Here is a 21,116-nt window from a genome sequence, read left to right on the forward strand (position 1 = left end):
CTCTTTCTATAGCTTAGTTAGATTGCTTTCACTAGTTTAACACATATTTTTCTATTGCATAGGCTACTCCGTGATCATCATTCGAACGAGTGACCACTTGAGCAACAGCTTTAACCGCATCCGTTGCATTAGCCATTGCGACACCCATACCAGCTTCTTTGACCATCGCCAAATCATTTTCCTGATCACCAATCGCCATCATATCCTCAAGGTCGATAGCTAAAAGGTCAGATAACAAATGTAATCCTTTGCCTTTATCTACCGCTTTAGGTAGTATCTCGAGCAAATTAGACCGGGATTTCATAATCGTATACTTGTCATGGTAGTCTTCTGGAATGAGTTTGATTTTCTCATCTAATTCCTCTTGGTGCCAGCACATGACTATCTTATTAATCGGAAAGTCATCTGGCAAAGACGCCATGTCTATCGGTTTAAAAGGCAGTGCCTTCATGACTAGCGGATACTGTGACGGCTTTCCAGTTGGGTAAGGTGGTTCGTATACTGTATCTAAGTCGATAAAGTTACAAGGCAAGTCTAGCGCCTGGCTTAACTCATAGACATCTTTGGCCTCATCTTTATCCAACGTGATTTGACGAAGTGTTTCGCCTGTTTTCGTCCATTGAACTAACCCACCATTATACGTTAATCCTAAGTCGCCTTCTTCAAGCAGCTGGCATTCTTCTAATATATGAAGCATACCTTTTAACGGGCGACCAGTCACAAGAACTACTTTGACGCCTTGCTGTTTTGCTTTTAAAATCGCTTCTTTATTGCGTTTCGAAACCTGACGTTGACTGTTTAATAAGGTGCCATCTAAATCAATGGCGATCAGCTTAATTGACATAGTTTCCTCCATCTTCTTTGCTCACCAATTGGTCATTCATGTCTTTTAAGTGAACAGAGACCAATTTGGATACGCCTCTTTCTTTCATCGTTACGCCGTATAAGGAGTCGGCTTCTTCCATCGTTCCTTTGCGGTGAGTGATCACAATGAATTGCGTGTCAGATGCGAATTCATGCAAGTAACGACCAAAGCGTGTCACATTCGTTTCATCAAGTGCCGCTTCTGCTTCGTCTAAAATACAAAACGGAATCGGACGCACTTGAATAATAGCAAAGAGTAAAGATAAAGCTGTTAAGGCGCGTTCGCCACCAGATAACAGGCTTAAAGACTGTAATTTCTTCCCAGGTGGCTGAGCGATAATCTCAACTCCAGAGTGAAGCAAGTCATCTGGGTCAGTCAGTAGCAGTTCAGCCTTCCCTCCACCAAACATGCGTGGAAAGACAAGAGCGAACTGATCTTTAATTTGGTTAAATGTTTCCAAGAAGCGACGTTTCACTTCGTTATCCATCTGATCCATCGTGTCATAGAGTTTTGCTTTTGCTTCAAGTAAATCGCTTTGTTGAGATGATAAGAATTCATACCGTTCAGCGACTCGGGCATACTCTTCAATAGAAGCTAAGTTAACTGGACCCAACTCTTCAATACCTTTTTTGAGTAGTTTTACGCGCTTTTGAGTGTACTCTACATCCAAGTCAACAGGTTGATTGAGTTTCGCTTCTTCATAACTAATCGCGTATTCCTCAGACAAGTAGTTGAGTAAATGGTCAATGGACACATCCAAACGAGAATACTGAATAGCCAATTTGTTTTTCTCATCCAGAATGTGAGTGCGTTTAGTTTGAAGCAGTTCACTACTTTCTTCAAGAGAAGCGATGTTGGCTTCAACACGAGACTGTTCCTCTTTGAGCGAGCGCTCATTCTCTTTTAGAGTAACCAGCTTATCTTTTAAGTGAGTGAGTTGGTCATGCAATTCTTCTTTGGATTCCAAAACTTCTCCGGTTTTCAAATCATCCAATTGACTCGTCAGGCTATTAATCATTGCTTGGGTATCCTTGATACGTAAGTCAATGCTTTCTTTTTTCGATTGCACCGATGCCAATGTTTCGCGAGCCTTGTTCCAATCTTCCATGACAAGGGCGCGTTCTTTTTCAATGCGCTCTTGCTGGCTTTGGCGGTCTTCTTTTTCACTGGATAACTGCTTCATTTCGTCGTCGATTCTCTCGCGACTCTGTTCAGCGTCCAATAGATTTTCTTTTACCGTTTTTAACTGGTCAGTTAAGCGAATCACTTCAGAAGAGGCTTCCTCGAATTCATAACGCAGACCTTTTTCTTCTCTTTCTAATCTGACAACCGATGACTCAAATTGGTCAACATCATTTTCAAGCTGACGTTCTATTAGACGGTGGTCTTCGCCAGCCAGTCTTTTGTCTTCCAGTCGCTCTGTCAGCTCGCTAACACGTTCGCGGTCAGAAGTGAGTTCATTTGTTCGTAACTGAATGGATTTTTCTAGTTCATCAATTTCAATACGCAATGCTTTTTCTTCTTTTTTCTGAGAAAAGAGATGAGCATTGGAGGAACGTTTCCCTCCACCACCGGTCATCGATCCACCGGCGTTCATCATGTCTCCCTCTAAACTGACGACTCGAACATTAAACTGAACAGCTCGAGCAATAGCGTTCGCAGACTCTAGGTCTTTGGCCACTATGGTGTTACCCAGTAAATTTTCAATGACATGAGAGACATGGTCATCATAGGTTATCAACTCACTGGCTACACCAACAAAACCATCGACTAAAGAAGCATTGTATCGGTAAGTAGATGACAAGGATCGTTTTTTAATGGTTGTTAAAGGTAAGAAGGTAGCTCGACCGGCGCGTTTGTTTTTCAAAAACTGGATGCTATCTCGTGCAGACTTCTCGTCCTCAACGACGACGAACTGACTGGATGCTCCTAAAACCACATCAATGGCTTCTGTATAGTCTACAGGGACATCGATTAAATCGGCCACTGTTCCAACAATACCGTTTAATGATTGCTTGGCAGTCATCACTGCTTTGACCCCAGCAAAGTAACCAGCATAGTTCTCTTGCATTTCCAGTAAGCTGGACTGCTTCGCTTGAGCGCGGTTTAATTGGCTTTCCATTTGCTGTAAACGAGCCGTTTTTTGTTTAAACGCCTCTTGAATCTGGTCCAAGCTTACCTTGGTCTCTTTATAGTCCTGTAATAAGTGTTCAATCGATGCCTTGCATTCCTTAAGTAAGCCTTGTTTTTCTTCTAACGATTGCTTGGCCACTAGCAAAGCCTTCTGGACATTCTCGCTGGATAAGTTATGTTTCTCTCTTTGCATAGTTGATTGCTGCAACTGTCTTTCCAAATAGGTAACTTCATTCGTTAAAGATGCCTTTTTCTGCATGGCATCAATGTAATCTGCTCTTAAGGACTCTAACGCTTCTTCTTTATTCCCAGTTAAACGGTTCAGTTGCTCGTTTAATTGGTTGTATTCTTTTTTATAATGCGTCACTCGTCTTTGTTGAGTCGCATACTCGTCACTAATCGTTTGACGGTCGTTTTCTAACTCTTCTAACTGTAAACGAGCGTGTTTTAGATTGTCTTCTTTTTCAAAAAGCAACGCGTCTTTATGCTTCTCTCTTTCTTCGACCAGACCTAACCTGGCCTCGGTTCGTTCTAATTGCTGAACTGTTTCAATCGTGTTCGCTTGAATAGTTTCTCGTTTAACTTCACTTTCATGAAGGGTGTGTTTGTGCTTCTTCATTTCTGAAGTCTCTTTTTCAATACTTGACTGCAGCTCTTCAGCTTCTTTAGACAAGCGTGAAATCGTCTCTTTACTGTCCGTTAGTTCCTTGCTGTATTGGTTGATTTTCAACACCGATAACGCAATATCTAAATCGGTTAGCTCTTCTTTTTGAGCCACATAAGATTCAGCACTATCTTTTTGCTTACGAAGGGGTTCAACTTGGGCATTCAATTCATACAAGATATCCTGAACACGATCTAAGTTGTCTTGTGTTTCAAACAATTTCCGCTCTGCTTTTTCCTTGTGCAGTTTATATTTGAATACACCCGCTGCTTCTTCAAAGATAGATCGTCTATCTTCTGCTTTACTATTAAAGATAGCTTCTACTTGCCCTTGGGAAATAATCGAAAAGGATTCTTTACCTAAGCCAGAGTCCATAAACAAATCCACAATATCTTTTAAGCGACACGTTTCTTTATTAATATAGTAATCACTGTCACCATTTCGGTTGATGCGACGTTTAATACTCACTTCTTCGAAATCTATAGGAAGAAAGCCATCCTGATTATCTAAAACCAGAGTGACTTCCGCAATATTCACTGCTTTTCTCGTATCCGTTCCAGAGAAAATAACATCATGCATACGGCCCCCACGAAGAGTTTTTGCTGATTGCTCTCCCATTACCCAACGAATGGCTTCAATGATATTTGATTTTCCGCTGCCATTTGGACCGACGACTGCTGTAATCCCATCAGTAAAATCGATGATGGTTTTATCCGCAAATGACTTGAATCCTTTAATTTCCAATCGTTTTAATTGCACTGCTACTCTCTCCTTCATAGGGTTCAGATTCGTTGTCTTAAACCACTACGATTCTTTCGATTCTTCAAGCATATCCAATGCTTGTTTTGCGGCTGCTTGTTCGGCCATTTTTTTAGAACGCCCAACACCTCGCCCAAAGACATCTTCTTCGACATAAACCTCCACAACAAATTCTCGGTCATGGTCAGGTCCTCTTTTATCTACTACTTTATATTGAATCGTAACAACGCCATTTTTTTGCAATAATTCCTGCAAGGCGGTCTTATGATCCATCCCATGCGAGAAAGCACCGGAATCAATTTTCGGAAAGAGCACCTGATTTAAAACAGACAACACAACGTCCATTCCTTGATCAATAAATATGGCGCCTATAAAAGCCTCGAACACATCACATAACAGCGATACACGCATACGACCATTCATTTGCTCTTCGCCTTTTCCAAGACGAACAAAGTGCTGGAGCTGATGTTCTCTGGCTAACTGTGCCAGACTTTCTGCTCGAACAATGGACGAACGCATACGAGTCAACTGGCCTTCCGGATGTATGGGGTACTTATGATATAAATATTCTGACACCGTTAATTCCAAAACGGAATCCCCCAAAAACTCAAGTCTCTCCAAATTTTTCATATTCTCTTCGCGGTGATCATTCGCATAGGATGAATGAGTGAACGCTTCAATTAAAATAGATTCATCATGAAACGTCAATCCAAATACCTCTTTGACATGGTTCACAATTGTTTTCATTCTTTAACCCTCCTCTCATGCCTATACCTTTAATAGTATACTTGATTTGACGGGAAAAATAAACATTCTAAAGGATAAGCTTGTGAAGGATGTGCATTTATTATAAATAGATGCCTTTAAACATTTCACCATATCACTGTCATTTTCGTTAAACTAGTCAAAAAAGGTGTACCCCACTCTGTTAAGTAACATAAGGGCACACCTTTTTATATAGATGACTAGTTCACTTCGATTGATTCTTTAGTGATACTGGTTATTTCTTTTGCATTTTTAAAGAGGTTTTGACTATAGCTTCCGACGTTTCTTAAGGTTACTTTTTTATCTAAGGAATCATACTTTTCAATCATGCTATTAATCGCTTCGACACCTGAGTAGTCCATCACTTTAGCATTTTTAAAGTCAAACACAACATGATTGGGATCGTCGTTAGGAGTAAATAACTCTTTGAAATTCAACACGGACCCAAAGAATACTGAACCGTTTAATTTGTATGAGAGGAAGTAAGATATGGATATTGGAAATCGAATTCAAACGATTAGAAAAGCATCACATATAACAGCTAAAGAATTGGCCCAACGAATAGAAGTCTCCCCTTCCTTTATATCAGCAGTCGAAAATAATTACTGTAAACTATCGCTAAAAACATTAGGTAGAATCTGTGAGGCATTAGGTGTCTCACTCGCCTCGTTCTTCAATGAAGAATTCAGCACTGTGGACACCAAACTTCACTTCGTTATCGCTACCCTCCCGGATGAAAAGAAGTGGCAACTCCTTAGCTTTTTAGAAGGTTTGTACCCTTCAGAGGAAAATTAATCTCGGCGTGTGCTTCCTAAATATGACAAAAAATGTCTAACGATACACAAGTTTCCGTCTGTCATAAAACCGTTTTCTTCACTATAATGAATGTAATATGACAAGGAGGAATGCAAATTGGTAAGAGAGTATCATGTCGCAAAAACGGGTTCTGATTTAAACGATGGCACAAAAGATAAACCATTACTGACTATAAATAAAGCCGCTTCTTTGGCAGTTGCTGGCGATACTGTAACAGTTCATGAAGGGGTTTACCGTGAGTGGGTCAACCCTAAACAACCTGGTTTAAGCAACTGGAGACGCATCACCTATCAAGCTGCTGAAGGTGAAAACGTCGTGATTAAAGGGTCTGAAATAATCGATAATTGGGAGAAACATGACGGAACTGTATGGAAAGTCGTCATCCCTAATGAATTCTTTGGCGATTTCAATCCGTATAAAGAGGAAATCTCCGGTGACTGGATTATCGACAGTCCAGGACGTCATTTAGGAGAAGTTTACTTAAATGGAAAATCCTTCTATGAAGTAGAAACGCTTGAAGAGGTGTCTAAAGCGGAAAAAGTAACGGAAATGGTTGACGGCTGGACTCGAAAAACAGTCCCTTCCCATGACCCTGAACAAACGATTTATGTCTGGCATACAGAAGTTGACGAAGACAATACAACCATCTACGCTAACTTCCACGACTATAATCCAAATGAAGAATTAACAGAAATCAACGTTCGTCAAACGGTCTTCTACCCTGAAACGACGGGTATGGACTACATTACAGTTAGAGGATTCGAGTTAGCTCAAGCAGCTACTCCTTGGACTCCACCTACTGCTGATCAACCAGGCTTAATTGGTCCACACTGGAGTAAGGGTTGGATTATTGAAGACAACATCGTTCACGACTCGAAATGTAGTGGAATCAGTATGGGTAAAGAGATTTCAACTGGTGATAACCACTACACGAAACGTCAAGATAAACCTGGTTACCACTATCAATTGGAAACAGTATTTGCTGCTGGTAAAATTGGCTGGAGCAAAGAACGCGTTGGTTCGCACATTATCCGTAACAATAAAATTTACGACTGCGGACAAAATGGTATTGTTGGACACTTAGGTTGTATTTTCAGTGAAGTCTACAATAACCACATTTATAACATTGCCATTAAACGTCAATTCTACGGACACGAAATTGGTGGCATTAAATTACACGCTGCTATTGACACTCAAATTTATAACAACCGTATCCACGACACGACTTTAGGTATTTGGTTGGACTGGCAGCTACAAGGCACACGCGTGAGTCGCAACATTTTCTACAACAACAACCGTGATTTATTTGTTGAAGTCAGTAGCGGCCCATTCTTGATTGATCACAATATTTTAACGGCTGATTATGCCTTAGACAACCACGCTCAAGGTGGAGCTTACATTAACAATATTGTTCGTGGACACATGCAATTAAGTAAAATGCTTGACCGCTCTACTCCTTACCACATCCCTCACAGTACAGATGTCAAAGGAACGGCCCCTGTATATGGTGGTGACGACCGATGGTACAACAACATCTTTATTAACGACGGCGACCTTGGTAAAGTGGGAACCTTCCACTATGACGGTTACACCACGTCATTAGAGGAATACATCGGTAGTGTTCACGACACAACAGGCAGTGACCACGGTGCCTTTAATAAAGTGGAACAACCGGTTTACATTAATCAAAACGCTTATTTAAATGGTGCGAAACCATTTGACAGAGAAGAAACCAATTTAGTATCTGATCATAACCCAGAAATTAAATTAGTTGAGGAAGGCAATGACGTGTATCTGGAAATAAACTTGCCGGATAACTTTGAGGAGTTACTCGGTGACGTCCACTCCACTCACACACTAGAGCGAGTCAGACTAGTTGACGCTGAATTTGAAAACCCAGATGGCAGCGCAGTGATTATTGATACAGATTTACTCGGTCAAGTGAAAGAAGGACAAACCGTTCTCGGTCCCCTATCCAACTTGAAAGCCGGAGCTAACCGCATTAAAGTGTGGGGATAATTGAATACATTTAAAGAGGCTTTATCCATTATTGGGTGAAGCCTCTTTTATCATATTTATATATGCCTGCCCTCTTCTGTCGCTAACTTTCTATACGGGTTGTCAGCTAAGAGAACTCGTTACTTCAGTGACGAGGTGAATTAGCGTCTTGGGCGACCCGCATTATATTCTGTTAATTGGTTTTCAATATATTCTTTAACAATATGTGTTGATACATTCCCTAATGTAGACATAAAGTAGCTACCTGACCATAAGTGTCCTCCCCACAACTGCTCTTTCGTTTCAGGGTATTTTTTAAACCACATTCTTGCCGAACCACCCTTTAACGTTTGAACGATTTTACTAGCAGAGTGCTTTGGATGAAATGAAATCATTAAATGAATATGGTCAGGTAATACTTCAAGATTTTGAATCACGATATCATTGTCTTCTGCTAATTTTAATAATATTTCTTTCATGTTTTCACGTAATGCTTCTGTTGCAAAAATTTCCTTTCGGTATTTTGTTACCCAGACTAAATGGAAATTAAAATCATACACATTGGTTCTTGTTTTCACTAACATTTTTTCAACAAATCCCTTCTAATCAAACGTATTCTGTTTACATTTTACTACACACAGGGTATGATGTAAACAGAAAGGTGGTGAATAGACATGTATAAAGGAATTGAAGGGAAAATTTACCCGAACAAAGACCAACAAGTTTTAATCAATCAGACGTTTGGGCATTCAAGATTTGTCTGGAATCAAATGTTGAATATGCTAAACACAAGATACGAAAACAATCCAGATTTGAACATGTTATCTTTCAGTAAACTAAGTTCTTTGCTCACTCAAATGAAAAAAGAGTATGCTTGGTTGAAAGACGTGGACTCTAAAGCTCTGCAAAATTCTGTTAAAACGCTTCGAGAAACATTTGATAGGTTCTTTAAAAAACAATCAAATTACCCACGGTTCAAATCAGGAAAGATTCATAAACAGTCTTATAAGACCCTTGAACGAACAATTCGATTCAACCATAACCAAAAGTACATTAAACTGCCCAAATTGGGTTGGGTTAAGTGCAGAATGTCTCTGAACCACATTAATAATAACAACATCAAATCAGTTACTGTTACCCGTAAATCCAACAACAACTATTATATTTCTGTATTAGTAGAGTGCGAAAACCAAGAACTACCTAAGACAGACAAAATAGTTGGGGTAGATTTAGGATTGGCTGATTTAGCGATTACTTCTGATGGAATAAAATACCCTTCTTTATATTTGGATAGAAAGTACAAGAAGCAACTGCATTACTGGGAAAAACGATTAGCTAGAAGACGCATTCAAGCTAAGAATGAAGGCATTGACCTAAGAAGTGCAAAGAATTATCAAAAAGCCAGAATCCAAGTAGCTAAACTGAATCAGAAGATTAAGGATACACGCAAAGATTATCTTCACAAAATAACAACTGAATTAGTAGAGACGTATGATGTTATTTGTATTGAAGATTTGCGAACATCTAATATGATGAAGAATAGCAAACTAGCTCAAAACATCGCTTCTCAATCATGGAGAATGTTTAGAACGCTGTTGGAATACAAATGTCTGGCTTATGGAAAAGAATTTATTGCTGTGAATCCTTATAAAACATCACAGATTTGCTCTTCATGTGGTTCTGAAACGGGCAAAAAACCTCTAAACATTAGAAGTTTTATCTGTCCTGAATGTAATACTCCCCACGACAGAGACATTAATGCAAGTAAAAACATAAGAAACATTGGGCTTGGGATGAGCCTTAGTCAATAGCTTAAACCGCTGATATTTGTTTGAAATAGCAAATATCAAGTTCTGAGTGTTCCTAGAAACTCGGTACTTTAGTGCCGATGTAGTTCATAAGCAGTTTGTCGAAACCTGGGAAGAGCTGCAAGAAGATGTTCTCATGTTGAATGAACAAATTAGCATACCTGTAGAATTCGAATTGCAAGACTATAAAACCTGAACAATTCATTCTTTTCGTTGAAACATGTGCCAACTGCCTAACGGCAGCTTAAATTTACTTTTTCATTTTCACCTGTTAAGTGATGAAAAAAGAACCCCATTCTGATATGGTAAAGGTGTCTAAACCAACCATAAGAAAGGAGTTCTCTTCATGATTAGCTTACACAAAAACCAGGTAAAATTCAATTCAAACATCATCATTTCGCATACAGGTGGTCGTTTATCGAGTGATTCGGGTTTAGTCTTAGTTAAAGAAGTAATGGATACCTTCAAGTTTTCTGATTTGGCAAAATCACTTCTGGACATTAAAGATAACCGTGCTTACTACACGCATGATAATTTAGCGATATTAGAACAGCTCATTATGCAACTGATTGCTAGTTATTCGGCAGACTCGTCAGCTAATCTGTTACAACATGATCCAGTCTTTCAAATGGTGTTAGGCAGAAAACAATTAGCCTCACAATCGTCAATTTCACGGTTTCTGGATCGTTTCACCACGGAAAATGTGGGTCAATTACAATCATTAAATCAGTCGCTCATTGATAAAGCGCGTTTGATTCGCAATGACACCGAGTTAATCATTGATCTCGATTCCACTCATTCAGATACCTTTGGCCATCAAGAACAAACAGATTATAATGCACATTATCAAACCTACGGCTACCACCCATTAGTTGCCTTTGACGGACTGACTGGAGATTTCTTAAAAGCTGAACTGCGTTCAGGTAATCAGTACACATCTAAAGGGGTGAAAGCCTTTATCGACCCATTGTTACACCACTACAATGAATCCATACCGAATACTGACATATTGGTTCGTGGAGACAGTGGCTTCGCAACACCAGAGGTGTATGAGTCTTGTGAAGAAAATGAAAGTCAGTATGTGATCCGATTAAAGAACAATCGGAGGTTAAGTCAATTAGCTGAGCAATCCGTTCTTTACGGGGATAACCAAAAATGGGAAGATCGGGAAGTTCAGTATTTTTCAATGACTTATCAAGCACAATCATGGTCGAAACCCCGTCGTGTCTGTATTCGATCAATCCGTGAAGCAGGAGAACTCCTCTTTCAACACGCATTCATTGTGACTAATCTATCCGATAATGTCTCACCTGAAGTCATATTCTCTCTTTACGGCAAGCGAGGGACAATGGAGAATTTCATCAAAGAAGCGAAAGGTGGTTTTTATTTCGATAAAACAGATAGTCCACGCTTCTTAGAAAATCATGTCAGAATGATGATTAGTCTGCTTGCATACAACCTCATCAACTGTCTAAAGACTATCGGCTTTGATAAAAAGAACCAAGGGATGACTATTCATTCCATCCGACTAACATTGCTTAAAGTTGCCGGAAAACTCATTAAAACAGGTAGACAAGTCTATCTCAAACTGTCGAGTTATCATGTGTATCAAACTGAATTTTATAAGGTTTTTGAACGCCTACGGCGATCTAGGCAATGGATTTAGGCTAGTTATCGTAAAAATTTTTAATCTATTTTTCCAAGGGGTCAGTCTGTCCTTAAATAGACAAATAATTTTTATTATAGCCTTCTTCCGTAGATATCCTGTTCGAAAACACATTATTTTGGAAGAATGTATCAGCCTGATTTAAATATAGGCACTTTGTTCAAAAAAATAGCTTAAATTTAGAGCTATGAATTATTCAGGTAAAAAGGAAATAGTTAAGAAAAAATTAGTCACAATTAGCCACCCTACTTCTTCACTTGAAAGCTTAACAAACGAAATTAAGATGATTCACTCAATGTACAAAAACAAGAAAAACATCTTTTTAATACTAGCACCAGAGAACCACTTAACTAAATCTGAATTAGAAGATTTGGTTGTATATTTAAATAAACAGAATTTCCAAGTTATTATCGTGACTGCTGTATCCCTTGACCAAACTGTAAATTTTAAATACAACAATAAAGTACTAAATGAAGTCATTCTGGATAAGCAATCAAATAAAATGGCGTCATTACTACCTTTTGTATGGAATAATTCAATATTTGCCGAGGCGAAGAACTTGTATACTAAGCTTGTGGATAACTCACACGAAAAAACAGTGCTTTTATCATACGGTACTGTGGATAACATTGAGATTTATATTTATATTTTTCTATTACTTTATCTCACTAAAATACCTTTTAGGCTTGATACTACGGGGATCTCTGAACAATATCAAACCTACATTGATTCGATTATTAATAGTAGGGTATAATGGAAATGGCATTTTGGTACTCTCTCAACCTTTGGTATTACGGAACTTAAAATACGCGAGTGCACAAACTGCTACGATTTTGGTACTCTCTCAACCTTTGGTATTACGGAAAACAATCCAAAATTTAAAGAGTGGTGGCTTAATCTTGCTGCTCTTGCGTCTTGATCATAGAAAAAAGCACACTACCCACTTTAGCAGGTAAGATACCTGTTAAAATGAAAGCATACTTTTCACTACTTTTATTTTAGATGTTATTTTCAAGATAGAAAGCAAACTTCTTTAATAAATTAGTTTAATCTCGTGAATTTCGTTACATTCATAACTTTAATTACTTCCTACAAGCCTTTTGCTTCTAACGTTTCTAGTTAGTGGTAATAGCTGCTAATTCTATAAAACCACTTTAGCAAATAATTATTTTTTGTATAGTTCATAATAACTCTCTGCCTACTGGACTATCTTCTTCAATACAATCTTCATCCCTTAAATCAATTCCTTTTTCGTATGCTTCTTGAAAGATATTCTTTTCTTTTGGAATATACGTGAAGGCCCCACCGTGACCCTTCAGGTACAGTAACTGTAATCGTATTACCATGCTTCCTCGCTTCTATAGTTCGCATATTACCAACCCTCCGTAAAATTTTCTATCTTATTTTAACAGACATTAATTACATCGAATAATATTTCTTAGGTCTATTAGATATTTTATCCTCAATTTTATATAGCCTCCATCTCTTTCTTAAGCTCCACTACCATTTCATCTAACAAGGCTTCCTGATACCCCGGAAATTTTTCTCTCATCATTTCATTTTTGACATCTTGAAGTTGAGGATGATCAATGCTTAAAAGTTGATTCAAACGAGCTTCAGAGAGTGTCTCATTTTTAGATAATGACTTTCGGTAGGATGGTGTATCCATCTTCCAGAGTTTAGCATGTTGAGGATACCGATTTAGTAAACGATAGGCCATGCCCAACCCTTCAGGATCCAAGTCACTTGCATAATGTAATGTGCAATTTGATTCAATGAGTAAATCAAAAGTCTTCCAGGCAGCTAACTTAAACTGGCCATGAGTACAAATGAGAGGTATAGAAGGTACTTCATCTAACAAACTCGAAAAAATCCCGGAGTTTTCAACTACCCAAACTTCTTTTTTTGTAGTGTTTGGATATAAGGAACGCACATAAAGTAACTCCCTAATCGGAATATTTAAGACACTATTGGTCTTACTTGCTGCATGCCATAAGTCATCTTTAGGTGAATCTGTTCTAGCTAGGAGATTAGCTACTGTCACAAAGTTCGTTATATCATCTCTCAAGATGTTATATGAGAATAGTAATTCACTTATTTCTTCGCTGGTATTCGGAACGTTTTGTTCTTCACCCAATTTAAAAGCTAAAAGATGAATCAAGAGTCTACCTAACATCTCATTGCGATCAAATGCATGCGGATTTGATGTCATTTGTTGAGCCAAAACGGGTAAGCGCACTGGTTTTTCAGGCAGTGACTCGATGCTTTTATTTAATAATTTAGCATAATTTTCAAACCGTTCAAAAGATTCATCAATCAAACGATGAATCCAATAACTATTGATAGGCTTTGAATCAATATAATCTACCCATTCATTGATGGAGGTATAGGAGTTTTTTAAATGAGAAAAGAATGTATCTTTTTCATTTAACTTGTTTTGCGCTCTTTGTTTATTAGACATAATGACTTGATTAAAATACGTTTCGAGTAACTCATGTAAGTCAATATCTCCATAACGATAGGTACTTAACTGTTTTTCAAACTGAACTAATGATACTTTGTTTTTTTCACTTAATTTATCTTTACGCAACCCTAAAAACTCAGCGAGAACTGCTTTTTCTTCCTCTGAATATGTGCTTAATGAGACTGTGCCAGCAACTCGTCCTAAAGACTCATATTTTTTCTTAAAGTCTTTAAACAATTTTTGATAAACAGAATCTAACTTAAAGTACTGAACTGCAGCATTCACTTTTGTTTTATCCTTCTTCATTCGTCAACAACGTCCTTTTTTTGCCATCCCAGTTGTAACGAATGACTGCCACATGATCCGCATTTTGGGGTCTATACAATTCGCTAATAGCTAATTCAGAGACGGTCTCATAATCTCCCCAAAGAGCTTGAGAATTCATAATATAATTGAAGCCAAGTTCTTCTACAACTTCAAAGAGATCCGCAATGTTTTGATCATCGACTCCTGCAAAAGCTTCATCGAGGGAGATGATATAAGGTGCATTCTCCCCTGCTTCCAGATACCGTGAATAAGTAGCAATAAACAAAGGAATATACATCGCTCTTGCTTTTTCTCCCCCACTAAATTTATTGAACTGATTGTCAGTTAATGGCCGTTTCCTCTCATCTCCGGTTCGCTGGAAACTTAATTCAAATGAAAACCAGTGTCTATAATCCAAGACTTGTTTTAACACCTGAAGCAGAGTTTGTATTTCAGTCGTGTCATCCATCAACGCTTTTGCACGATCAATTTTTTTACGAAAATGAGTCGTGACACTGTCAATATCTTCATCTTTTAATAATCGCGGATTTTGGCGGAGTAAGGATACTAAGTCCTTCGTATCTAATTCTTCTTCAGTATCTGCTGTTCGCGCTTTCCACTTTATTGAGAAATGCAGGCCACTGGAATCCTGTCTAGATTCCATTAAAGCTTTCATTTCGTCAACCCAGCGTTCAGCTCGTCCAATTCGGGCACGTAGTTTATTTCCAACAGAGTGAAAAAGTATTTCTTCATATAATTGCTTGTCTTGATCATCTAGGAATACCTTTTGACGATCGCGTTCCTGGTTTAAATCAATTTCTACTTTATAAGGACTTACTTTTTTCTCTGTGTGAGTCATTTCAATTAAGTCTCTTGAACGAACACTTGTCCATTTATCAATATAAGACTGATAAAAACTAGTGGTATTTTTACTCATCCACTCTGGACTATCCATATGAATCGTTCGTTGTAGAGGACTGTACCTAATCAGATAATCCTGCTGATCATTTCTGACACGAGATAAGCGTGCAACGAGCTGAGATGTTTCTTGTTTTAAAGATGGTTTTAATTCTTTAATTACACTTCGTGCCAAGTCTTCACAGTTTAACCCTTTTGAATCAAGCTGATAAAACCCTCTTTTATACTCTGTTTCAAAAGAGTTTTGCCATTCTTTTTTCAACTGTGCCCAAAATGACACGCGTTCTTTTTGTTTACCTATCTCTTCTTCTGCATGATGCAAGTCTCTTTCACTTGCGGAACGTTCTTCTCTTTTTTTCATGCTGGAGTGAGTTAATTGCTCTAATGTCGTCTGTACACGTTCAATTTCTTTTTGAATATCTAATAAGCCTTCTTGTTTCATCTGTTTATTTATTTGGTCAATTTCCTTTATTAAATGACTAATCCTTCCCTCGCTAACTTGTTCGTCCCCTTTCAACTGAAGCATGTCCTCTTCCAGATCGTCTAATCGATTGCCTATTTCCTCTTTACGTTGGCTCTCAATCAAATACAGGCCATGTTCCCGGTATAATTCCCGTACGTGTCCCTGGTAGGTACGCATGCGTTTAATCGCTTCTAGATAAATAGCAAGCTCTAACTGTAAAGAAATGCCTTTTCTTTCTTTATCTAATTGGACTGCTAATTGACGAGTAGCGCTATCAATTTGCATTAATTCCTCTGACAAGTCTGACACTTGAGTATTTAACTGACCGTAATTAAAGCGGACTTTTTCTAAGTTTCTATAGGTCTCTGATAAGTCTTCATCATTTGGAAAGCGTGCAAACTGTTCTTTCGCAGATACAATAGTCTGCTTTAAAGTATCAATTAAATGGTCTAGTTCATTGGATATGTCTTCTTCTGCTAAGATGTCAGATTCTAAAACTGCTATTTTTTCTTCTCTGTACCGTTTACGGGCAGTTCTTCCGATAAAGCGGACTGATTCTACTGGAACAGCATGCCCCTTCATTAAACCGATCGAATAGTTTCCCTGTTCTGAAATGGATAGGACTTGATTGTCTGATTCATCTATTAATATACTTCTAAGGATATCGTCTACTTCTTCTTTAGATAGACTGTCCTCTTCATCTAAATCAGGTTTCAATATATCCGCGAGCGTATAGGCCATCAGCTGAGGATTAGATTTCAGTACTCGGTCATGTCGTATATCCGTATCTTTATCTGTAATGAGTGCGTCCATCAACCCCGTATCCAGCAATGCCGCTTCGATTCGTTTTTTAGTATCTTCACTAATCCAATCTTGGAACTCGACCACACTATATAAAGGAGACGCATGGACGCCTTTTTTCGATAATACTTGACGAGATTCTTTGGTTAGAGGATGAGTGTCCGGGTCAGGATCTTTTTTATTCTTCCATTCAGTCAGTTCTAGGTTTAATTCATTTACTCTTTTGAGTGAAGCTAATTTTTTCGTCTCCAACTCAGCAAGCTCACGATTTTGAACAGATTCATAATCAGACAATACGTCTCGAATGGGCTCTCTAATGTTTGCGTAAGTTGCGTCCTCATATAAATAATCCATTTGTTGTGAAATGGACTGAATCACCTCGTCCGAAATGGTTAAGTGATCTGCATCTTTCATCCAGTTATGAATAGCGTTCAACTGATTTCTTTTTTCTTCTTTAAACCAGTTCGACCAATCCTGTTCTTCATGTCGCAAACGATCTCTTTGTTCTTCAACTTTACCTAAGGCTCTCGATTTTTCTGCATACTTGTCTTTTAAAAGATCCAATTTACGTAGTTCTTCTGAAATAGCTTCTAGACGAACGAGATGGCTGCTAATTTGAGAATGCCATGCTGAAAAGGAAAAAACGACTGTCTTATTGGCACTAAAATCGTCCTCATGAAGGCGATGTGTCTCATAAAAAGATGCTTCCGTTGCATCCGTTTCCAGCTCTTCTAAAATAGACTGCAAGGCTTTTTCTTTTTTATGAATGGATAACTCTACCGTATCTAGCGATTTGCGGTTACTGTATTCTTTTTCTCGAGTTGAAGACAAGCGAGACTGAATGGCTGTTAACTGGCCTGTCTCTTTCTCTAAAGCTTCTCTTTTTTCCTTGTGTTCCTTTTCCAAATTCCAAACTTTATGCTGTTTCAATCGGTCAACTAATTTTTCCGATACACTAATATCAATTTCATGTTCCTTTATTTCTTTTTCTAAACGGCTGATTAATTCTTCTAGAGAACGAATTTCTTTGTATTTTAAGTCATAGGCATGCTTTTCATTTTCCAATTCATCTGATGTTTGAGTAAAGCCTTCTGCCTGATCCACTAACACTTTTTTATTATAAGATGTATAGACCCGGTTCAATTCAGACAGCGCCTGACTTTCGAGATCTAACTGTTCTAACTGCTGTTTTGTCTGATCCATTTGTTCAATCGTATCTGATAAATGCCTTAGATCCTCATCTGTCAAAGGAGGAAGAGCGTCTTCTAAAATCTCATAGATTACAGTCGGTTTAAAATCTTTCGATAACTTAGGACTACGCAGTTGAATCAGCAGTTTGATTAAATCGTCGTATTCTCCCATTGTTTCGTATCCAAAGATAGATTGATTCACAAGATGAGCGTATTCTTGTCTTGTATCGACGACATGACCACCAATCTCTACACGATTACGCAATTGTATTTTGGAAAGGGGTATTTTGACTCGTGTCCCATCATGAATGTCATCTGTATATAAAGAAAAATCATGACCTATTCGTCTATTATCTGTGATTAAAAACCCCCAGAACTTTAATGGTTTCCCTCTCCTTGCATGAAGGCCTATCCCAATAGTTATGTACTGATCCGTTTCCTGCTTTTTAAATTCCATATAAAGGTAACCTGTCCGCTCATCGATACCAGAGACTTCTTTTTCACCCAGCAAATAATCTTCCATCCGTCTAGCTCTTGAATTAAAGGGGTCGAGTCTCTCTGGCCGAGTAGACCCATCCAGTAAAACAGGTAAAAAACTTTGCATCGTAACGGACTTACCGGAGCCGTTGTTCCCTCTAAGAAGGAGTTTTCCTCCTGAAAAATCAAAGGTTTCATCTTCGTAGTACCAATAGTTAAATAAGCCTGCTCGATTGATTTGCCATTTGTTCCCTATTGTTTTCATTCCATTATCCCCCATTTTCAAAATCACTCGGGTATTTTCCAATCATGCGTGCAATTGCTGGCAGGAATACAATTAACCCTGTCTCTTCTTCCACTCTCACAAAGGCCCAATCTCTCATGTGATGAAGGACATCATCCGCAATCTTTTTCAGTCCACTTTTTTCACGATATTCGATACTCCACCCATCTTGATAGTCCGTTCTTACTTGTTCAATCAGTTGTTCAAATTGGGCGCGTGTTAAACGTACTTCTCCAAATGGATTGGGTTCAAAGCTATCTTGATTGTGGTTAACATGTGCTTGAATATGAAGTGTCATATTTGACAGCGCTTTTCGGTCAGGAAAAGATTGATACTGTTGCTTTTGTTCGGGCAACGTTAGCATCGCGGTATTCTTTGTTACTTCCATTTCAAATGGTGTATGTTCTTCAATGTCTTCTCGCACACGGTTTCGGTACCGTCTAATATAATCAAAGTCCTGATCTTCTTCATTTTCTCGGTACACGGCTGGTTCCAGTAGTAATTTTCTGTAGACCCTTTTCCGTCTTAAGTCTTCTTGATTACTTTCCCAGTCCATGAGTAAAATATCTTCTACTGTCTGACATTCCTTTAATGAGCGACTGTGGTTACGCATGAAGTATCGCGAATAGATTGTTGCCTGATACAAGACTTCTTGTTCCTGTGAATGGGAAAACTCTTCCAGCCCGCCAGTATAACTATCAATTTCTTTAATGCAATCCAATTCAACGAGTTTCTTTAACACACGAACCAGTGATTGTCTATGCTGATAATTAGTCCAATCTAGTGGATACAATCCCGGATAGAGTTCCTCGATTTCAGAAGCCATTTCCGACAATAAAAACTGAGCATCAACAGCATGTGTTTCTAAAAAAGCGAGACCGCAAGTAAACAACACATAATCTCTAGGCGTTTGAAAATCCATTATTCCCATCCACCTTTTGGGATTAACAGGAACTTTTTCCATCTTTATAAAGTCTTTCTGGACAATTAAGGAGAAACCTAGTTTGTCCGAAATATAGTATTTTAATGTTCTTTCATTTTCGCGAATGAGCTGGTAGTTCTTTGGATCCTTTTCTCGAAGAACCCAGAAGTTTTCACATAGAATAGTAAAAGCGTCTTGTTGGTTGCTGTTAAATCCCGTTTCAAGCATCGGTTCCTTCTCCTTTGTCCTTCATTATTATAAATGATACATTGGGCATCTCTAAATCACCGTCATCTGAGTGCAAAACGATTCGATTTGTGTGCCTGATTACTTTTACACGCATGCCAATATCTGTTTGTATCGTTTGATCATCCTTGCCCATAGCTTTTCCTATCCATGATAAAAAAATCTGTCGAACGTTTGGTTCTATCTTCTCAATTTTATCTAAATCAATCCGGTGATCGTTAATATACTCGTCAATCCACTGACGTTCCTGTCGTTTTTCTTCTAAATACTTATTTCTGGTTTCTTGTCGTTTTTCAGAACGGTCAATAACCGCTCCAGGACTACTTTTTTCACGGTAGGCACGTATCATCGGTTTAGTTTCGTGAATAACTGGATTTAAATCCCAGGTATCCGTATAAATATCATCAGATGGATACTGAGTCATATAATAATGACGAGTATGACTCACACCGAAAGCTGCTGCAAATAAAATATGAGCATCGTCTATATCTTCTATGTCATTAAACCATTTGGATAAATGAATGTAATCTTCCCGACGACTTCTAAAGTTCTGATTCCGTTCACCCATACGCTGAACAACTTGTGTGATTTTTCGGATTGCTTCAGTCGTACGCTCGAGTAACATGTCAGATTCACTAGCACCAAAAGAGTGGTTTCCTCTAAACCAGGATTGTATCGCTTCCCATTTACCTGAGTATTCGTCGAAGGGCTTCGTTTCTTCAGTCACATCCACTTCTTCGAAACGTGCTTGGGATTTGTGTCTCCAGACTTGTTCAAAAAAACGAGTCATTTCAGCAGTCGAAAGACTTTTCAACAGTTCTCTAATTTGCTCCGACGTTGACTGCATGGCTCGGATAAATTCTCTCAAGTATTTAGTAAACTGATCTTTGTAGGTCAAAAAGGCTTCTGTTTTCATTCGTTCTTCTACTTCTTCACTATTTATGTAGGCAATATAATCCGATGTGTTTTTAGCAATTTGGCGGAAGTAAGTCTGTATGTCTTCCCAAAGCTGACTGGTTTCTTCGTCACTGACTACTTTGTTTTGAAAAACAATGTCTTCAACCTCTTGAAGCAGTTGATACAGCCGTGTAAACTGAGTCCGTTCCAAAGCTCCTCCAAAAGATTCCTCTTTGTTTTCCATCTCAATTAGCATGCGTTCAAACTCAATCGTATAAGGAGACGGCTGATAGCGAAATCGTTTTTTCTTATATTCTTCAATCGTTTTCGAATGACCCATCTCTTGAGTCGGTTTTAAGTTCCCCCACTTTACTAATTGATCCAAATCTTGATGCAGGGTATCTTCTTGATAATCTAAAAAACCTTCCTGTTCCTTTAAGTAGGTAAACACTTCTTCAGGAAACATGAATTCTCGCATACGTTCATGCTGGATATAAAAATAGCGCAAAATCATCCGGTACCGCACATGATTTTCCGCTGTTAAATATGAGGCTTCCTTCACTTTTCTTAGAGACATTCATAACCGTCCTTTAACTGTGTTAGTTCTTTCAGTTTAGCATAGTTGATATATAGGAGAAAGCCTGTTCTGTTAATTTTGAAAGAATTTTTGTTTGG

General features: G+C 38.4%; 15 protein-coding genes. 5 read left to right on the forward strand and 10 right to left on the reverse strand.

Features of this window, described 5'->3' with window-relative positions:
• Positions 1 to 31 precede the first annotated feature (31 nt).
• The 4 genes from C3945_RS08270 to C3945_RS08285 all read right to left on the reverse strand — a co-directional run bounded on the left by C3945_RS08270 (position 32) and on the right by C3945_RS08285 (position 5,695).
• The gene (locus C3945_RS08270; RefSeq protein WP_161879228.1) at positions 32 to 844 is read right to left on the reverse strand and encodes a Cof-type HAD-IIB family hydrolase; all 813 of its coding nucleotides are present in this window, start codon (positions 842 to 844) and stop codon (positions 32 to 34) included.
• Positions 834 to 4,421, reverse strand: a complete 3,588-nt coding sequence (gene smc / locus C3945_RS08275; protein ID WP_161879229.1) for a chromosome segregation protein SMC — start codon at positions 4,419 to 4,421, stop codon at positions 834 to 836. The genes C3945_RS08270 and smc overlap by 11 nt, the downstream gene beginning before the upstream one ends.
• A gap of 45 nt (positions 4,422 to 4,466) precedes the next feature.
• On the reverse strand, positions 4,467 to 5,168 hold the full coding sequence (gene rnc, locus C3945_RS08280) for a ribonuclease III (protein ID WP_161879230.1): 702 nt from the start codon (positions 5,166 to 5,168) through the stop codon (positions 4,467 to 4,469).
• A gap of 218 nt (positions 5,169 to 5,386) precedes the next feature.
• Positions 5,387 to 5,695, reverse strand: a complete 309-nt coding sequence (locus tag C3945_RS08285) for a sodium-independent anion transporter (protein ID WP_337249274.1) — start codon at positions 5,693 to 5,695, stop codon at positions 5,387 to 5,389.
• Between C3945_RS08285 and C3945_RS08290 the strand changes: the two genes are divergently transcribed.
• Together C3945_RS08290 and C3945_RS08295 are read left to right on the forward strand one after the other, a co-directional pair.
• Positions 5,676 to 5,981 carry a helix-turn-helix domain-containing protein gene (locus C3945_RS08290; protein WP_161879232.1) on the forward strand — a complete coding sequence of 102 codons (306 nt, stop codon included), beginning with the start codon at positions 5,676 to 5,678 and terminating at the stop codon, positions 5,979 to 5,981. The genes C3945_RS08285 and C3945_RS08290 overlap by 20 nt on opposite strands.
• Positions 5,982 to 6,098: 117 nt before the next feature.
• Positions 6,099 to 8,021 (forward strand): right-handed parallel beta-helix repeat-containing protein, encoded by a 1,923-nt coding sequence (locus C3945_RS08295; protein WP_161879233.1) that lies wholly within the window; start codon positions 6,099 to 6,101, stop codon positions 8,019 to 8,021.
• Between the two features lie 140 nt (positions 8,022 to 8,161).
• On the opposite strand, the gene tnpA is transcribed toward C3945_RS08295, so the two are convergent.
• Positions 8,162 to 8,584, reverse strand: coding sequence for an IS200/IS605 family transposase (gene tnpA / locus C3945_RS08300; protein WP_161879234.1), 423 nt, complete (start codon positions 8,582 to 8,584; stop codon positions 8,162 to 8,164).
• 90 nt (positions 8,585 to 8,674) lie between these two features.
• Between tnpA and C3945_RS08305 the strand changes: the two genes are divergently transcribed.
• The 3 genes from C3945_RS08305 to C3945_RS08315 all read left to right on the forward strand — a co-directional run bounded on the left by C3945_RS08305 (position 8,675) and on the right by C3945_RS08315 (position 12,228).
• Positions 8,675 to 9,811: an RNA-guided endonuclease TnpB family protein gene (locus C3945_RS08305; RefSeq protein WP_161879235.1), complete on the forward strand. Its 1,137-nt coding sequence runs from the start codon at positions 8,675 to 8,677 to the stop codon at positions 9,809 to 9,811.
• Between the two features lie 343 nt (positions 9,812 to 10,154).
• Positions 10,155 to 11,474 (forward strand): IS1380 family transposase, encoded by a 1,320-nt coding sequence (locus C3945_RS08310; protein WP_161879236.1) that lies wholly within the window; start codon positions 10,155 to 10,157, stop codon positions 11,472 to 11,474.
• A gap of 187 nt (positions 11,475 to 11,661) precedes the next feature.
• Entirely contained in the window at positions 11,662 to 12,228 is a 567-nt protein-coding gene (locus C3945_RS08315; protein ID WP_161879237.1) for a hypothetical protein, read from the forward strand.
• A 427-nt stretch (positions 12,229 to 12,655) separates the two neighbouring features.
• Here C3945_RS08315 and C3945_RS08320 read toward each other — a convergent pair whose 3' ends face one another.
• From C3945_RS08320 to C3945_RS08340, 5 genes are all read right to left on the reverse strand, one after another.
• Positions 12,656 to 12,820 carry a hypothetical protein gene (locus C3945_RS08320; protein ID WP_161879238.1) on the reverse strand — a complete coding sequence of 55 codons (165 nt, stop codon included), beginning with the start codon at positions 12,818 to 12,820 and terminating at the stop codon, positions 12,656 to 12,658.
• A gap of 122 nt (positions 12,821 to 12,942) precedes the next feature.
• On the reverse strand, positions 12,943 to 14,244 hold the full coding sequence (locus tag C3945_RS08325) for a TIGR02679 family protein (protein WP_161879239.1): 1,302 nt from the start codon (positions 14,242 to 14,244) through the stop codon (positions 12,943 to 12,945).
• Positions 14,231 to 18,358 carry a TIGR02680 family protein gene (locus tag C3945_RS08330; protein WP_161879240.1) on the reverse strand — a complete coding sequence of 1,376 codons (4,128 nt, stop codon included), beginning with the start codon at positions 18,356 to 18,358 and terminating at the stop codon, positions 14,231 to 14,233. Before C3945_RS08330 ends, C3945_RS08325 begins: the two co-directional genes overlap by 14 nt.
• 4 nt (positions 18,359 to 18,362) lie before the next feature.
• Entirely contained in the window at positions 18,363 to 19,526 is a 1,164-nt protein-coding gene (locus C3945_RS08335; RefSeq protein ID WP_161879241.1) for a TIGR02678 family protein, read from the reverse strand.
• Positions 19,519 to 21,018, reverse strand: a complete 1,500-nt coding sequence (locus C3945_RS08340; RefSeq protein ID WP_161879242.1) for a TIGR02677 family protein — start codon at positions 21,016 to 21,018, stop codon at positions 19,519 to 19,521. The genes C3945_RS08335 and C3945_RS08340 overlap by 8 nt, the downstream gene beginning before the upstream one ends.
• Positions 21,019 to 21,116 lie beyond the last annotated feature (98 nt).

Source organism: Alkalibacterium sp. MB6 (assembly GCF_009935905.1).
Taxonomy (GTDB): domain Bacteria; phylum Bacillota; class Bacilli; order Lactobacillales; family Carnobacteriaceae_A; genus Alkalibacterium.